This is a genomic window from Hyphomicrobium sp. 99 (assembly GCF_000384335.2).
GTDB lineage: Bacteria > Pseudomonadota > Alphaproteobacteria > Rhizobiales > Hyphomicrobiaceae > Hyphomicrobium_B.
Window position 1 is genome coordinate 97,701 of the sequence record NZ_KQ031382.1, and the last position, 12,621, is coordinate 110,321.

Below are 12,621 nucleotides of genomic sequence, written 5' to 3' on the forward strand. Positions count from 1 at the left end.
ATCATGTCCCAATGAGGGTGAGAATTCTTGCCGGCGCCGCGCTGGCGGCTGCAATCCTTGTGAATTCACCTCTATTCGCCGAGCAATCGGTGAACGACATTCCGGCAAACGCTCCGGGCGGCGGAAAAAGCATCGAACCGGGCAAGGTTGGCCCAGGCAGCGAAAAGAATTCGCAGATTTCCCCAACGTCGCCGGCCGTTCCCGTCGAAAAGCAACCGCCGCCGGAGATCAGCCTGCCAGCCGATTCAAGCGCGGGAAGCAGTTCCGGAGAACAGGGCAACGGCCCCGAAGGCACGGCCCCGCCGCATGATCCTTCATCGCCTGGATTGCAATGAGGGGGCCCGCAGCAACCCCTCGCGATTTAATCAAATGAAGACCGTTGTTATGCGGCGGAATTTGCCAATTTCAGCGGTCTTCGTTGCATGCATGCCGAATACCGGCGACTGACTCAGGGATCAGACGAGCTAGGCGAGAGACCAGCGCATGTTGAAAGTTTTGGGCGTAGCAAGTTTTGTATTGGGCTTCGCAACCCTCGTACCGTCAGCGGATGCACACTGGCGTCACCACAATAACTGCTGTTTCAAGCTCGGCTACCACAGATACGGACCGCCATACGGCCCGCGCTTCGGCTTCTACACCTACGCCGGTGACCCATTCGCTCGCGACGACTATTACGATGGCCGTCGCTGCTACTACCTGCACCACCGAGATTTCTGCCGCGGACCTAAGCCGCTCGAATGGCTTCGCTTCCGCTAAGCCCCGTTACCCCCAGAAAAGCGAACCGGCGCCGCGATGTGCGGGCGCCGGCGCGAGATCACCAGGCCGGTACGCAAACCCGGCGCGGCCGGAAATCAAAGCCGTTGTCAAAATAGCAGTAGCTCGCCGGCACCGCGCGAACCCGAACAGGAACCGGTACGGCAACCGGGACCGCAACTGGAACCGGTACGGCGTAGACCGGATAGCGCGGCGGCGCGTAATAGCTGCCCGCTGGGTAAAAGCCATAAGCTGGATAGAAGCCCCATCCCAGGCGACGGCAATCGCGGCTCGGCGCGTTGTAGCCGTAGGGATCGAATACACACCGCCGATGGTGCGCTTCAGCCGAAGTTGCAACAGCACAACTCAAAGCTGCCGCAAGAACGGCCGCACACTTCTTATAGAACATGGAAGTCTCCCAGATGCACTCACGACCTGCACATTGGGAAGGAAGTTAGAACAAGCCGTTATTCACCGGCGGCCCGAGCGAAACTACGGTGAATAAACTCTTGCGTTTACTGGGCCGGACCTCAACAGCCCGGTCATTGATCGGGCGTCAGCCCTATCTGAGTCGCGAGAGCCTGGATGTCGTGAAGCGATCTCTGGTCAGCCTCAATGAGCTTCGGGAGCCGCTTCGTCATCTTGTCTTTCAAGTCGGCTGGGCAACCCGCAGGCAACTTCGCTAACGATTGGCCGACCTCTTCCTCGGCTTTTTTCTCGATCGCCGAGCGATCGATCTTCGTGTCGACGCACTCGTAGAGATTAGCGACGTAAGGGGTCGTCGCCTTGTAAAACCGCTCGAGCTTATCCGCTTCGGCGTTGAAACCGCAGCGACGCGCCAGCTGGATCTGCTCGAACTGGTCGGCGACTTGCGACCGCATGACGAGCGAAGTGCAAGCAAAGCCGGTCGCAATGCCGACCTGTTGCCTGCAGATTCCGAGCCGCATGTCGGCCTTCTGGATTTCATTGAGCGTGCAAGCGAGGGCGCCACTGCAAAACGCTGGAAAAAGGCCGAACGCAAGAACGGCGGTCACTTTCAAAGTCATGGGCTATCGCTCCCCCGAAGCAAAGACACGTGGCTGCTGCCGCGGCAGCAAACCGTAACAGACAGAATGTGGCGTGCGGAGTGCACCGAACTCCGATGTGACTTTATGCGCGTTCCCATGGCGCGCCCCCCATCCGGCGACCGGTTTCATACGCTTTTGGTTAGAAGTGTTACGGCCCGGTCACGTTTTGTCTCCTCGCCAAATGGTAGCCTCAATCCGAGTGTGTCGTGGACGCCGACGCGAGGAAACTGCGCGCAAACCCATATTAAAAACGCCGACAGGCGATAAAGATTTCTCGCGTTTTCACACTGCAGGAACTTGCGCGCAAATCGGGAGCAGCGCCTAGGGCTTTTCTAACGGGGAGAAGCCAACATGCAGAAATTCAAAGTCATCGTCTGGTGTGAAAACTGCCGGAACGACGCCGAAGGATGCTTCGGCGGCGGGTCCGAAACGATAGGTAGCGCGTTCGAGAGTTGGGACGACGCCCAAAGGGCGGCCGCTGAATACTGCGGGAACATGCCCTACAATTATCGTGTCGAGGAAGACGACGAGTACTAGCCCGCGCGGAGAACGCGCCTCGGCTCAAGCTAGACGCCCTGATCGATGGTCCGCTTCGGTGGCTCGACCATGCGATCTAGCGCACGTCCGATCGAAATCAACTCAAAAGCTCCGAGCCCCTGAGCGGACTCCGCGAGAGCCCAGATCCTGCGCAAAAGACAAAAGGCGGACATCCGAAGATGTCCGCCTCTTTTTTGGTACGCAAAACAATGTGGAGACAATGGTTTGAAAACCTTGACAAATCGTGACCGACACCCGGACCCTGCTTCGAGGAAAATCTGTTAAGAAAGCGTGCGTTCCTTGTGGGAGAATCCCAAAGAGTACAGCGCCGGGAATCCGATTCTGATTCCGTCGCATTGGGTGGGCATGATTCGGATCGCTGGTTGATCCGGGTCATCGCGGTAAGGGAATTCAATGCGCATGTACGGCTACACATCGGAAGAACTTCAGTCGTTCTATGGTGTTCTCGATCGCTTGGTGACTGAAGTTGCCGATCGTGAATTGCAGATCACAGTCTACGATATGATCCACCGGCTGTTCGAAGCCGCAGATAAGGGCATTCGGGAGCCCGAACGTCTACGCCAAGCCGTGCTCAGAGGTTGGGTTGCGCCCGAGGCGCTCATGGAAAGCGTTGAACTGCACCACTGGCGCGCCGCTTGAGGAACGGTTTGAACCCTGCGGGTCCCCAACAATCGAATTCTCGAATATTTCTGCGCGGCGGATAAGCGAATTCGCTTGCCCCCTTGCAAGGAAATGCGAGCAACTGATCGCAGTTTCGAGGTTCAATAGTCGTTTACGTCCTCGCGGGCAATTTTCACATCGCCTTTCGATCGAAAAGTTAAACGCAGCCCGATAAAGGCCGCCATCGCGACCAATGCAAAAATTAGAACATCTCGTTCTAGGTAGAAATTCTGAGATAGAAATTCCACCAGCGCGACGCTGAACAAGCCAATCGCGAGACTCAAGCAAATAAACACACCGGTTATCATCTCCAGCGCCAAGATCACGACGCCCAAGATGAGAGCCACCTCGTAAGGCTGGAGATTCATCGTCATTTGGAAACCAATCTGCTTGCGACAGACGATACCGACGACAGTGTCTCGAGTAAGTCTGACGGCAGCAGGATAATCTTCGCAGCAGGTTGCGACCCTAAAGTTTTTACAGCCTCTGCTTGGATTTTCTTGATATCGAAGTTTATCGCCGCTTCCCCGCCATTGTTAATTGCTTCTGCGATGGTCTTAACCGAATAGGCCTGAGCCTCTGCAAGAACGCGTTGGGCTTGCGCCTGTTGTTGCGCCGTGTAGAGCTCCGCATCAGCAGCGAGATTGGCGGCTTGCTTCTTGCCCTCTGCTTCGCGAACGAGAGCGCGACGCGTGCGTTCGGAATTCAATTGCAGCTGCATTGCCGCTCTTGTTTCGGCATCGACTTCGACGTCTAAGATTTCGACCCTCGTGAGAACGATGCCCCATTCCTCAGTAACGTGCTGTATCTCAGCCTCGATCGTGTCTGAAAGAACACGACGGTTCGACTGAACATCGTCGAGGTCTGAATTACCAATCGTGCTTCGAACAATGCCAGTGATGATGGTTTCGATTGCCTGGTCAATATTTTTGATTCGGTACCAAGCCCTAGAGGCATCCGTCACGCGATAGAGAATCGCGAGTTTGACTTCGATTTGAACGTTATCTTTCGTGATGCTCGGTACCGACTTCACCGGCAACTGACGTTCGAGAATATTTTCCTTGTGCGCGATGCGATCGAAAAAGGGCGTGACGATGTGAACGCCGGCACCCAAGGTTCGGCTATACCGTCCCATGCGTTCGACAAGCCAATTTTCCGTTTGGGGAACGATCTTCAAACTAAGAAAAATGACAAAAAGGCAAATAGCGAGAATCGCAAGAACGACAGTAGTCATCACTTCCCCCAGCCGAAACAGTCACACGATTTAATCTGAATATGTTCAGCGTGACAATATAGGGGACGCCAGGCGCGAAGCGGCTAAACTTGGAGAATGGAACCGTTCGACGCCGGGGGTAAGAGTTGACGGTATCAGAGCGAGATCAAATCCAGATTGGGAATTGGTGCGGCCAGCGCGACTGAGCTTCACTGCCGGAACGATGGCACTCTAGCTCACTAGCCAGGGAGTGGCTCACACGGAACAGCGAAAAGCTTGAACAGGTTTCCTTCGTGAACCGGTCTCAAAGGAGATTGAACATGAAGAAACTAATCTTGGTAACAGTGCTCGGCTCTCTCTTGACCGCGACGGCCGCATCAGCACAGGCGCCCGGTACAGGACGAGTGACACCCGAATATCCAAAAGCAAGATCGCCGGCCCCCGGTGTCACTCCTGGCGCTGTCGTTCCCGGCAGCGAGAACCAAAAGACCCGCATGCTGCCCACCTCACCAACCGGTCGTATGAAATCGCAAACACCTGGCGACCATCCAGCGTCAGGAAACAGTACTGGCGAGACAGGCACATCCAGACCGAATAACTGAGACACACCTCGAGGCCCATCGGAGGACTAGAGGCCTGACTGTGTGAAAGCGGCCTTCAGGTAGACCAAGGCATCTCGCGAAACTGCAAGCGTGAGGGATGTTTCAGCCATCTGACGGCCGCTTGGGTGCAGCGTGATGAGTTTCAGAGGCCCATCGCATGGTGGGCTTCTTCCATGTGCTTGACGCATCCATCCATGTCCTTGGCCTTCATCGCAGCCTTTGACATGGCGAGATAAGTTTTGGCTTCTTTTTTCTTCGCAGCGTCAGTCATCTTGTCGATCTGGAGCTTCATCTGCTGCATGTGCGCGTTGGTGCACCACTCCTTCGCTTTGTCCTGCGCGGATGCCGGGAGACAAGCGATCGCGATCACAAAAGCCGCTACAGTCACTCTGAACATGGATTTTATCCTTCTGTTCGGGATCTCCTCAAAACATCGCGACCATCTTGTGAGTTGCAGGCGCTTGCGAAGTTAATGCAGCGTGGAGCCGTGCCGGTTAGCGCTCGATAGAAAGTCCGGAACTTAATTCCCCAATCCGATTAGCAAAATGCGCAGCAATGCCACCTCGCAGAAGCGGCACAAACATTTGATTTTATTGGATTTAATGAGGTGGTGCCGCTTGCGTGACTCGAACACGCGACCCCGTCATTACGAATGACGTGCGAACCCACTTTTCACGTTTCTCATACACCGATCAATTTCGAATAAACACCACAGATTACGGGCAAAATCGCACCATTTCCTTGAGCGTTTCGGGTGGTATCAAATCGCAAATCGTGGTATTAAGGTGGTAGCAAAAGCTGCCGCCGTTTTGGTGTCCATCGCGCTCGCGTATCGGCGCTAAGCAACTGATTTATCTCGACAAATCGCTCGTCGTGGCACTAGCCGGGATTCTGTGCAGACTCGAAATGCGTGGCAAGCAATTGAACTAGAACAACAATTTAACGAATTGACCCCCATGGCGAAGCTCACAAGACAGGCCATTGAGAAGGCCTACCGAAGCAGAGTTGTTGCTACCCTTTGGGATGCGGATTTGAGGGGTTTTGCTTTTCGAATTTCGCCCAAGGGCAAGGCGTCTTGGCTGGTCAAGCGTCGTCTCGGAGAGGGAGGTCGCAACGCCAAGCAGATACTTTTCGTCTTCGGGGAATACCCGGTGATGGATCTAGATGCTGCACGAACAGAAGCCCTCAAGCTCATCGCATCAATTGCTGAAGGGGTGAACCCGCAGAACGACAAGCGGAGACTCAAGAACAAACAGCACGAGGCTTACGCCAACGGCAAACTGCGAGACGTGTTTCAGCTATGGTTTGAGAAGCACGCCAAGCCAGACACCAATCCACCCAAAGGCGCATACTGGTACGAGGTGCGCCGACGCTTCAATGTCGAGGTGATCCCAAAGCTTGGTAGCGAAACGCTTGTTGGGGACATCACGCGCAAAGACATCACCGCGCTAATCGACAACAAGGAACGCATCACAAAGTCAGGCGCTAGGCAGGTCTTCAATGCCATGCGTCCTTTCTTCAAGTGGTGTTTGTCTCGAGACATCATCCCGATTGACCCTATGGACAGCCTCACTCCGCCTGAACGCTATCAGGACCGGGACCGGGTGCTAACCGACAAGGAAATCGTTTTAGTTTGGTCTGCTGCCTCGGACTTGCCTTATCCGTGGGGGCCATATTTCAAGTTGCTACTGCTGACGCTTCAGCGTCGAGACGAAGTTGCTCAGCTTCCGTGGTCCGAACTTGATCTGGCTCGCAAGCATGAGTGGATTATTCCGGGATCACGAACAAAGAATGGGCGCGAACACCTCGTTCATCTGTCTGGTTGGGCAGTCAATCTATTCCATTCAATGGCCGACAAAGCTGGCACCACGTATTGCTTCACGACAAAGAAAGTTGGCGACCGAGAATTTCCGATATCAGGCTTCTCGAAAGCCAAGGCAGCTATCGATGCGAAAATCAAGAAGCTCAACGGCGGCAATCCTATACCGCCGTGGCGGGTGCACGATCTGCGTAGGACAGGAGCAACCGGCTTAGCAGGTCTCGGCATTGCTCCACACATAACAGAGCGTATTCTCAATCACATCTCTGGTCCAGCGGTTGGCGGACTCACCGGAATTTACCAGAGGTTTGAGTTCGTGGACGAAAGACGCGAAGCACTCAGGCGTTGGGCCAACCATATCAACGATTTGCTTCTCGAAGATATGCGAAGAGAACGGGAGGCGAATAACGTCGTGATTTTGCGAGCGTAGCAACATTAGCTCATGAGAGACTTTAGCGTTTGTGGCGCGACGAGTAGCAGCCAAAGAAAGACGAGAATTGCTTCAATTAAAACGAGCATTATGTAGGTGGAGATGACACTAGTTTTTTCTCGTCCAAAACCTCGATGATGAGGATACTTGTTGAAAAATTCCTCGTCAGACATCTTTTGCTCCGCAAGCAAGTTACGCCCAAAGCGGTAAGCAAATATTGGTCCGCCAAAGACAACCGCGAGTTTTCCAAGGCCTTTCACGATGTCCCCGAGCATTGAATCGAATTCGGCGCGACAATCCTCCATCCCGCAATAGCGATCATCAAGGTCTTCCGTATATCGTTGTGCGCTGGACTCGCTTGGTGCCAAGGAGAAAACGCACAAAACACTTAGGAGCAGAATGAGTGTGCGCATTGCTGTACCTCGCCAATTGGCCGAGGCGAAGTCTTGCGCGCCACGTGAGAAGTGAGTAGCGGTCTTTTCTGATGATCCCCGTTCACATGAAAGATGAAACGCAATCGGACGCTAAATTGAGGTGGTGTCTGCGGTATTCCCTGGAAAATACCAAATGGCCTCTAGATGACTCAAAATTGACCCGTGGCGCCCGTCTTTATGGACGGTATCTACCCCCCGAAGAAATGGGAAAACGGGCTGTACGACTCATTTTGAGTCAGCAAACGCTATTGCTAGGATGAGGGCAAGAAAAGACAGCCTTTCGGGGGGATTATGGCTCGAGCCGCTCTGAGTTCTGACGATCCGAGATTTTCGGTTGGCTTGCGCCTCGACTTGGGCCTGAGCACAGAGTTCGCTTCCGTCGTCCAAGGAATCGTTGCGGGCATTCATGAAACGTCATCCTTGCGAAACCGACGTGACGCCCTAGCCGCAACTACGTTGGCCACCGACATTGTCCTCGCCAATCTCCTCCGAGCCTTTCAAAGAAATAAGACACTTTATGTAGCTCTTTCGTTGAGTAGCAACTCGTACCCGAGAGGGCCGGGCAACCCTGCATCTGTCGGGTCCAGAGGTATCAGGCGCGTTGTCGAGTATCTCGCCAGTTCTCGACCTGCCTTGATACGGCTTCGACCGGGTGGCCAGTTTCGTGGCTCCGGTGGCGGCGTAATTGCTCGTCATTTTACGAGGATCCGAGCGACGGATCAGCTGATTGCCAAGTTCAATGGCGTCCTGACAGCGAGAGCTTCTGAGGGTGCACCTCGTGTTGAGGTTCACGGTCAGTCGGCGGCAAACTCGCGTTCATTCACGACCAAAGAACTTCCAATAATTCGATTGAAGTCAACTGATGGGAAGTTGATCAGTTTCTCCGATCGAGATGAAACGAAGCAGATGCACGCCCGGCTAAAAAAATACAATGAGTTCGTCAGTCTGCAGTGGATCGATCTACTGCTGCCAGACGAAGAATTTAAAACGGTCGTAGAGGGGCGCGTAGAAGAGGAACGCGAACTTACCGAAAAGACGGATCCTATTGTCGATCTACTCTTTCAACGTAAACTCTACAGAGTGTTCAACAACGGTCGTTTTGACCACGGTGGAAGGTTCTATGGAGGTTGGTGGCAGCATATTCCCTCCAAGTATCGCAAGTTTATAACGATCAATTGGACTCCCATTATCGAACTAGATTTTTCGAACATGCAAATAGCGATGCTGTACGCGATGGAAGGTCATGCCCTCGAAGGAGATGCGTACGCGCTAGACGGGGTCAGCGCAGAATATCGCAAGTTGATAAAGCGGACGCTGCTTGCCTTGATCAATGCTGAGGGACGGATCAAAGCGCCAGCCAGCAGAGAGCGGCCGCCGGGATGGACTTGGGCAGATCTCAAAGATGCGATCAAAGAAAAACACAGTAGGATCGCGAGTCACTTCGGATCAGGAATTGGTCGTCGACTCCAGCGCGTAGACTCAGACATCGCCGAGGATGTGATGATGTCGTTTATGGCTCGTGACGTCCTCGTGCTTCCTGTTCACGATAGTTTTCTCACGTTTCCGGGGCAGCGCGATGACTTAAAGACGGCGATGCAAACCGCTTATGTAGCTCGAATGGGTCAGAACATCGGAATAGACGCTGACCCCAGTTTCTTTGAAACCGAGCTGTCCCCGGATGCCATTGAGCTCGATAATGAGGGGGTAAGGCCGCTCTCGGATGCAATCGATGGATATGAAAGCTCATCGGACTACGTAGCTTACCGTAAAAGGAGGGCGGACTTTCTTGTCGGAAAGAGCGATGCCTGGAAGTTTCGATTCTACACTGGCGGCTGAAGTGTCATTAGTTATACGATCGGATTCCAATCAGGAAAAAAATGGGTGCTTCTGATATCGGTCATCAGCAGCAATGGCGCTTCACCAGGTACTCATTTGTAGGTCAAAGGAGGTCAGGCAAATAATGCATTACGAGCAGATGATGAGCTGTCAAATTGGTTCAATCATAACCAATTGATCTATATTGTCTTTTTTATTGTTTAAGATCCAACAGCCGAGTACCGGCTTCTTTGAAGTGAGTTCTTCTTCATCGCATAACCACCATCGATCGTCTTTGCTTCTAGCGATACGCTTCAACTATCAATTGATGGGACGACTAACCCAATACCTTCTAATGATAATACCCCTCATACTGGAACCAGACCGGGCTTCAGACCGAGCTGCTCGCGGAACTCTTCCGGAATTTCCGACCAGTGCTCAATTATTAAATCAACGAGCTGGCGACCATTGATCAGACCAATTCGAGGGAAGTTAGGGTCCAGCGCGATTTGGTGAGCAGATGCCTGATAGTCCGCTGTAGTGATGAATGCGCCTTGCCCATCGCGAGGTATGGATTGCCTTAGTTGCTTGACGACTGAGGCCTCAATCTTTCTTCCTAATTTATAGCGTTTCGCTTGCACGAATATCCTAACCTTTGCAAGACCCGAGACATTCAGCTCGCCCCTGGCGTCGACGCCTCCGTCTCCCACTTTTCCGGTTACTTCAGATCCTTCAAACCCTAGTGCCGCTAGAAGATGTCCCGTGAGGATTTCAAACTCTTTATCGTCGAGCTCAAGAATTTGGTTTAAGACGGTGCCATAAGGATCGTACGGCGAAGATTCCGAATTTGTGACCAGGCTCCCTTTTCCGATCGCAGCGACAAATTCGTCGTGCTGAGCAACCCGAAAGACAGTAAGAGACGAAGCCAAAGTTCGCTGAAGGGGGACTGAAAGCGTCGCGCGCGGCAAGGGCTTTTCCGTCCACCGCACTCGCAACCGATGAGGGAAAGGGCAATTTGGATCGCCAGCCTGGAAATAATACGCATTCGGATCGACCTGGGCCCAAAAAAGATTGTTAGAATCGGATCCCGGCGTAACGACAAAGTCGTCAGCGCGAATCTCAAATCGGAACCGAGCGATCTGTCCTACCTGCTGTCCCACAACTAAGTTGCTGTCGTTTGGATAGGCCGCTCGATAAAGGAGCAAAAGCTGTTCGCGGACCGTCACTCGCGACAAATCCTCTAGCTGATCCCACCCGATTGCAACGTAGCCACCTTGAATGAAGGCTTTGGTGTACATTCCAGATTCAGCGCGAACGCACCACACTTTGTTCATTTCAAATGCCCCAGTACGATAAATTCATCTGAAAACTCCTATTGAAGTCGTCCCCGGTAAACTCGGGAATAGTGCGTTACGCAGCGCACTCACCGTTAAATCAATTAGCGATCGAGGAGAAGCTTGAGTCCCGCAAGATTTGATGGATCATCTAGTCTATGGATCATCCGATGGCAGTTCGCGCAAAGCACCGCAAAATCCGTAGAAATGTTGTAAGCTACGGTTTCGCCTTCACTCAGTGTCGCTAGGGGTCGAAGATGGTGTGCTTCTATGAAACCTTCTCCGATTGCCCCGTACATGATTTTGAAATCGAAACGACATGCTTGACAGATTGTACCGTGAAATTGCTTCACCTCAGCACCAACCCTTGGATTGCGTTCAATCCTCAGGTGCATCTGGTAACGTCGAATTTCTAGTAGCTCGGTTTGCTTCTCACTTTCTTTCGGTGATCCTAACGGATCTAACTCTGGCGCCAAACCTCCCCGAAAAGTGAGGGCTAAGTAAGTTCTGGTTATTCGATGCAAATCGGCGACGAGTTCGCTTTCTTTCGGAAGGTCGTCTATTGGATAAGTGCGACCAAACACATGTCCTGCTTCATACGCACGAGGCAATGACAGTTTAGACCCCAATTCAATGACCTTCTGATCAAAGAGCTCAACGTGATCGGCGATTCGAGCGCGCATCAAGTCTGCTCTAGTCCGCAATACGCTTAACCCATTGCTCCCATATTCTTGAAGTACAGCTGTAGCCCCCTGATTGAGCGACAGAACAAGTTCTCCCCGGTCGGGGGCAAAAAGATAGACGACATAGTAGCCGGTCGTCGCACCCTCGGTAACGATGGGATCGAACACTCCTACCCAGGGAATAGCGGCCCAATTGCCTGCTCCGGCACTTGCCTTTATGGAAAGAAAAAAATCGCCCAATGAAAATTGGACGGAGTTTCTAAGTTCAGATCGAATGTATTTAGCTATCGGATGATCGGTGAACTTTTCCTCTCGGGCACGAATGAGACTTGTTCCGACCTTCAATAATTCTTCCCGCATGAGGGCTCCCTCGATCGTCGCGATCGCAGAATTTCTGCTAGCAAGATTCGCGAGGAAATTCCTGATGCCTTAGAGTACTCTTTCCTCCTGTAGAGGCCAGGACATCCTTCTTAGCTGACGCTCGCTCAACAGCGTGCTTCGCCGAAGAAGAACACGTGCTGAAGTTTCTCGCCCAGTTTGAAGGCGAGCTTATCGACCCGGATGAAGGGCCAAGGTGGCCTGGAAAGGTTCGTCGAAAATAGTTAGTGTTGGTCGCTTGATAAACTATCCACGTCATGGCTAGCCGTAAGCCATCACTCAGACCGAATCATCCTGAATGCGATCGCTCAGAAAATATATGCCGTAAAGCGAGACTATGAAGATGTTGGCGAGCAGCCAGAAAAAACAATACCTTCCTACGATCCATAAAAGTTTATAGCCGCAGGCATTACATTTCTCGTCACAAGCGGAGACGAAGAATTCGCAAAACGGCAAAGCAAATACTATCAAGAGCGCTATTGCAGATAGATATGCAAATAGATAGCAGACGAATTGCCTTCGGCTCACCATTTTAGGAACTAACCTACCGGCGTCGTTTGACCATCTCGACAGCTGTGCGGGTTCGCCTCGCAACGGTTGGTCTAGGAACTTACGTTCCATCGAGGCGACCGCCGCGAGAGCCGCAATAAAGAAAGCAGCGAGTAGCTCAAAAAACTTTGAAAACCTTTCGGCGAACTGCGTCGTCCCAAAAAAATCGGGATTGCCCAAGAGAAACCAGTGAATGAAAAATAGAATAGTGCCGAGGATGGTCGGAGCGACAATGTCGATGAATCTTTTGGATCTTAGCCAGCCGCTGCCTACCTCGACGAAAAGATAGTTGAACGGGCTTAGCAACTGTCTCAAGAACCACATAT

At 52.6% G+C, this 12,621-nt stretch carries 15 protein-coding genes; 6 read left to right on the forward strand and 9 right to left on the reverse strand.

Annotation, left to right across the window (positions count from 1 at the left end; genetic code table 11):
- Positions 1-11 precede the first annotated feature (11 nt).
- Positions 12-335, forward strand: a complete 324-nt coding sequence (locus tag G359_RS00720) for a hypothetical protein (protein WP_156150632.1) — start codon at positions 12-14, stop codon at positions 333-335.
- A 148-nt stretch (positions 336-483) separates the two neighbouring features.
- Positions 484-756, forward strand: coding sequence for a hypothetical protein (locus G359_RS19845; protein ID WP_156150633.1), 273 nt, complete (start codon positions 484-486; stop codon positions 754-756).
- A 58-nt stretch (positions 757-814) separates the two neighbouring features.
- Here the strand turns inward: G359_RS19845 and G359_RS00725 are convergent, their stop codons facing one another.
- Together G359_RS00725 and G359_RS00730 are read right to left on the reverse strand one after the other, a co-directional pair.
- The gene (locus G359_RS00725) at positions 815-1,162 is read right to left on the reverse strand and encodes a hypothetical protein (RefSeq protein WP_045834571.1); all 348 of its coding nucleotides are present in this window, start codon (positions 1,160-1,162) and stop codon (positions 815-817) included.
- A 133-nt stretch (positions 1,163-1,295) separates the two neighbouring features.
- Positions 1,296-1,799 carry a hypothetical protein gene (locus G359_RS00730; RefSeq protein ID WP_045834572.1) on the reverse strand — a complete coding sequence of 168 codons (504 nt, stop codon included), beginning with the start codon at positions 1,797-1,799 and terminating at the stop codon, positions 1,296-1,298.
- A 372-nt stretch (positions 1,800-2,171) separates the two neighbouring features.
- Here G359_RS00730 and G359_RS00735 point away from each other — a divergent pair, with 372 nt between their 5' ends.
- Together G359_RS00735 and G359_RS00740 are read left to right on the forward strand one after the other, a co-directional pair.
- The gene (locus G359_RS00735) at positions 2,172-2,357 is read left to right on the forward strand and encodes a hypothetical protein (RefSeq protein ID WP_045834573.1); all 186 of its coding nucleotides are present in this window, start codon (positions 2,172-2,174) and stop codon (positions 2,355-2,357) included.
- A gap of 420 nt (positions 2,358-2,777) precedes the next feature.
- Positions 2,778-3,017 carry a hypothetical protein gene (locus G359_RS00740; RefSeq protein WP_052699128.1) on the forward strand — a complete coding sequence of 80 codons (240 nt, stop codon included), beginning with the start codon at positions 2,778-2,780 and terminating at the stop codon, positions 3,015-3,017.
- 122 nt (positions 3,018-3,139) lie between these two features.
- Here the strand turns inward: G359_RS00740 and G359_RS00745 are convergent, their stop codons facing one another.
- From G359_RS00745 to G359_RS00755, 3 genes are all read right to left on the reverse strand, one after another.
- Complete coding sequence (locus G359_RS00745; protein ID WP_156150634.1) at positions 3,140-3,412, reverse strand: NfeD family protein; 273 nt, start codon at positions 3,410-3,412, stop codon at positions 3,140-3,142.
- Entirely contained in the window at positions 3,409-4,272 is an 864-nt protein-coding gene (locus G359_RS00750; RefSeq protein ID WP_045834575.1) for an SPFH domain-containing protein, read from the reverse strand. The genes G359_RS00745 and G359_RS00750 overlap by 4 nt, the downstream gene beginning before the upstream one ends.
- A gap of 723 nt (positions 4,273-4,995) precedes the next feature.
- Positions 4,996-5,250 carry a hypothetical protein gene (locus G359_RS00755; protein WP_045834576.1) on the reverse strand — a complete coding sequence of 85 codons (255 nt, stop codon included), beginning with the start codon at positions 5,248-5,250 and terminating at the stop codon, positions 4,996-4,998.
- Between the two features lie 559 nt (positions 5,251-5,809).
- Here G359_RS00755 and G359_RS19535 point away from each other — a divergent pair.
- The gene (locus G359_RS19535; RefSeq protein WP_052699129.1) at positions 5,810-7,102 is read left to right on the forward strand and encodes a tyrosine-type recombinase/integrase; all 1,293 of its coding nucleotides are present in this window, start codon (positions 5,810-5,812) and stop codon (positions 7,100-7,102) included.
- A 5-nt stretch (positions 7,103-7,107) separates the two neighbouring features.
- On the opposite strand, the gene G359_RS00770 is transcribed toward G359_RS19535, so the two are convergent.
- Positions 7,108-7,515, reverse strand: coding sequence for a hypothetical protein (locus G359_RS00770; protein ID WP_156150635.1), 408 nt, complete (start codon positions 7,513-7,515; stop codon positions 7,108-7,110).
- A gap of 891 nt (positions 7,516-8,406) precedes the next feature.
- Between G359_RS00770 and G359_RS00775 the strand changes: the two genes are divergently transcribed.
- Positions 8,407-9,372 (forward strand): hypothetical protein, encoded by a 966-nt coding sequence (locus G359_RS00775; RefSeq protein ID WP_045834578.1) that lies wholly within the window; start codon positions 8,407-8,409, stop codon positions 9,370-9,372.
- Positions 9,373-9,719: 347 nt separating this feature from the next.
- Here the strand turns inward: G359_RS00775 and G359_RS19540 are convergent, their stop codons facing one another.
- The 3 genes from G359_RS19540 to G359_RS00790 all read right to left on the reverse strand — a co-directional run bounded on the left by G359_RS19540 (position 9,720) and on the right by G359_RS00790 (position 12,619).
- On the reverse strand, positions 9,720-10,649 hold the full coding sequence (locus G359_RS19540) for a restriction endonuclease (RefSeq protein ID WP_197077512.1): 930 nt from the start codon (positions 10,647-10,649) through the stop codon (positions 9,720-9,722).
- Positions 10,650-10,789: 140 nt separating this feature from the next.
- Complete coding sequence (locus tag G359_RS00785; RefSeq protein ID WP_052699131.1) at positions 10,790-11,728, reverse strand: MrcB family domain-containing protein; 939 nt, start codon at positions 11,726-11,728, stop codon at positions 10,790-10,792.
- 297 nt (positions 11,729-12,025) lie between these two features.
- On the reverse strand, positions 12,026-12,619 hold the full coding sequence (locus tag G359_RS00790; protein WP_045834579.1) for a hypothetical protein: 594 nt from the start codon (positions 12,617-12,619) through the stop codon (positions 12,026-12,028).
- Positions 12,620-12,621 lie beyond the last annotated feature (2 nt).

What these genes read in the sequence shown, in the direction of transcription:
- G359_RS00735 (WP_045834573.1), top strand. Translation starts at nt 2,172, where the DNA reads ATGCAGAAATTCAAAGTCATCGTCTGGTGTGAAAACTGCCGGAACGAC.
- G359_RS00785 (WP_052699131.1), bottom strand. Translation starts at nt 11,728, where the DNA reads ATGCGGGAAGAATTATTGAAGGTCGGAACAAGTCTCATTCGTGCCCGA.
- G359_RS00770 (WP_156150635.1), bottom strand. Translation starts at nt 7,515, where the DNA reads ATGCGCACACTCATTCTGCTCCTAAGTGTTTTGTGCGTTTTCTCCTTG.
- G359_RS19535 (WP_052699129.1), top strand. Translation starts at nt 5,810, where the DNA reads ATGGCGAAGCTCACAAGACAGGCCATTGAGAAGGCCTACCGAAGCAGA.
- G359_RS00730 (WP_045834572.1), bottom strand. Translation starts at nt 1,799, where the DNA reads ATGACTTTGAAAGTGACCGCCGTTCTTGCGTTCGGCCTTTTTCCAGCG.
- G359_RS00745 (WP_156150634.1), bottom strand. Translation starts at nt 3,412, where the DNA reads ATGACGATGAATCTCCAGCCTTACGAGGTGGCTCTCATCTTGGGCGTC.
- G359_RS00755 (WP_045834576.1), bottom strand. Translation starts at nt 5,250, where the DNA reads ATGTTCAGAGTGACTGTAGCGGCTTTTGTGATCGCGATCGCTTGTCTC.
- G359_RS00740 (WP_052699128.1), top strand. Translation starts at nt 2,778, where the DNA reads ATGTACGGCTACACATCGGAAGAACTTCAGTCGTTCTATGGTGTTCTC.
- G359_RS00750 (WP_045834575.1), bottom strand. Translation starts at nt 4,272, where the DNA reads ATGACTACTGTCGTTCTTGCGATTCTCGCTATTTGCCTTTTTGTCATT.
- G359_RS19540 (WP_197077512.1), bottom strand. Translation starts at nt 10,649, where the DNA reads ATGTACACCAAAGCCTTCATTCAAGGTGGCTACGTTGCAATCGGGTGG.
- G359_RS19845 (WP_156150633.1), top strand. Translation starts at nt 484, where the DNA reads ATGTTGAAAGTTTTGGGCGTAGCAAGTTTTGTATTGGGCTTCGCAACC.
- G359_RS00790 (WP_045834579.1), bottom strand. Translation starts at nt 12,619, where the DNA reads ATGTGGTTCTTGAGACAGTTGCTAAGCCCGTTCAACTATCTTTTCGTC.
- G359_RS00720 (WP_156150632.1), top strand. Translation starts at nt 12, where the DNA reads ATGAGGGTGAGAATTCTTGCCGGCGCCGCGCTGGCGGCTGCAATCCTT.
- G359_RS00725 (WP_045834571.1), bottom strand. Translation starts at nt 1,162, where the DNA reads ATGTTCTATAAGAAGTGTGCGGCCGTTCTTGCGGCAGCTTTGAGTTGT.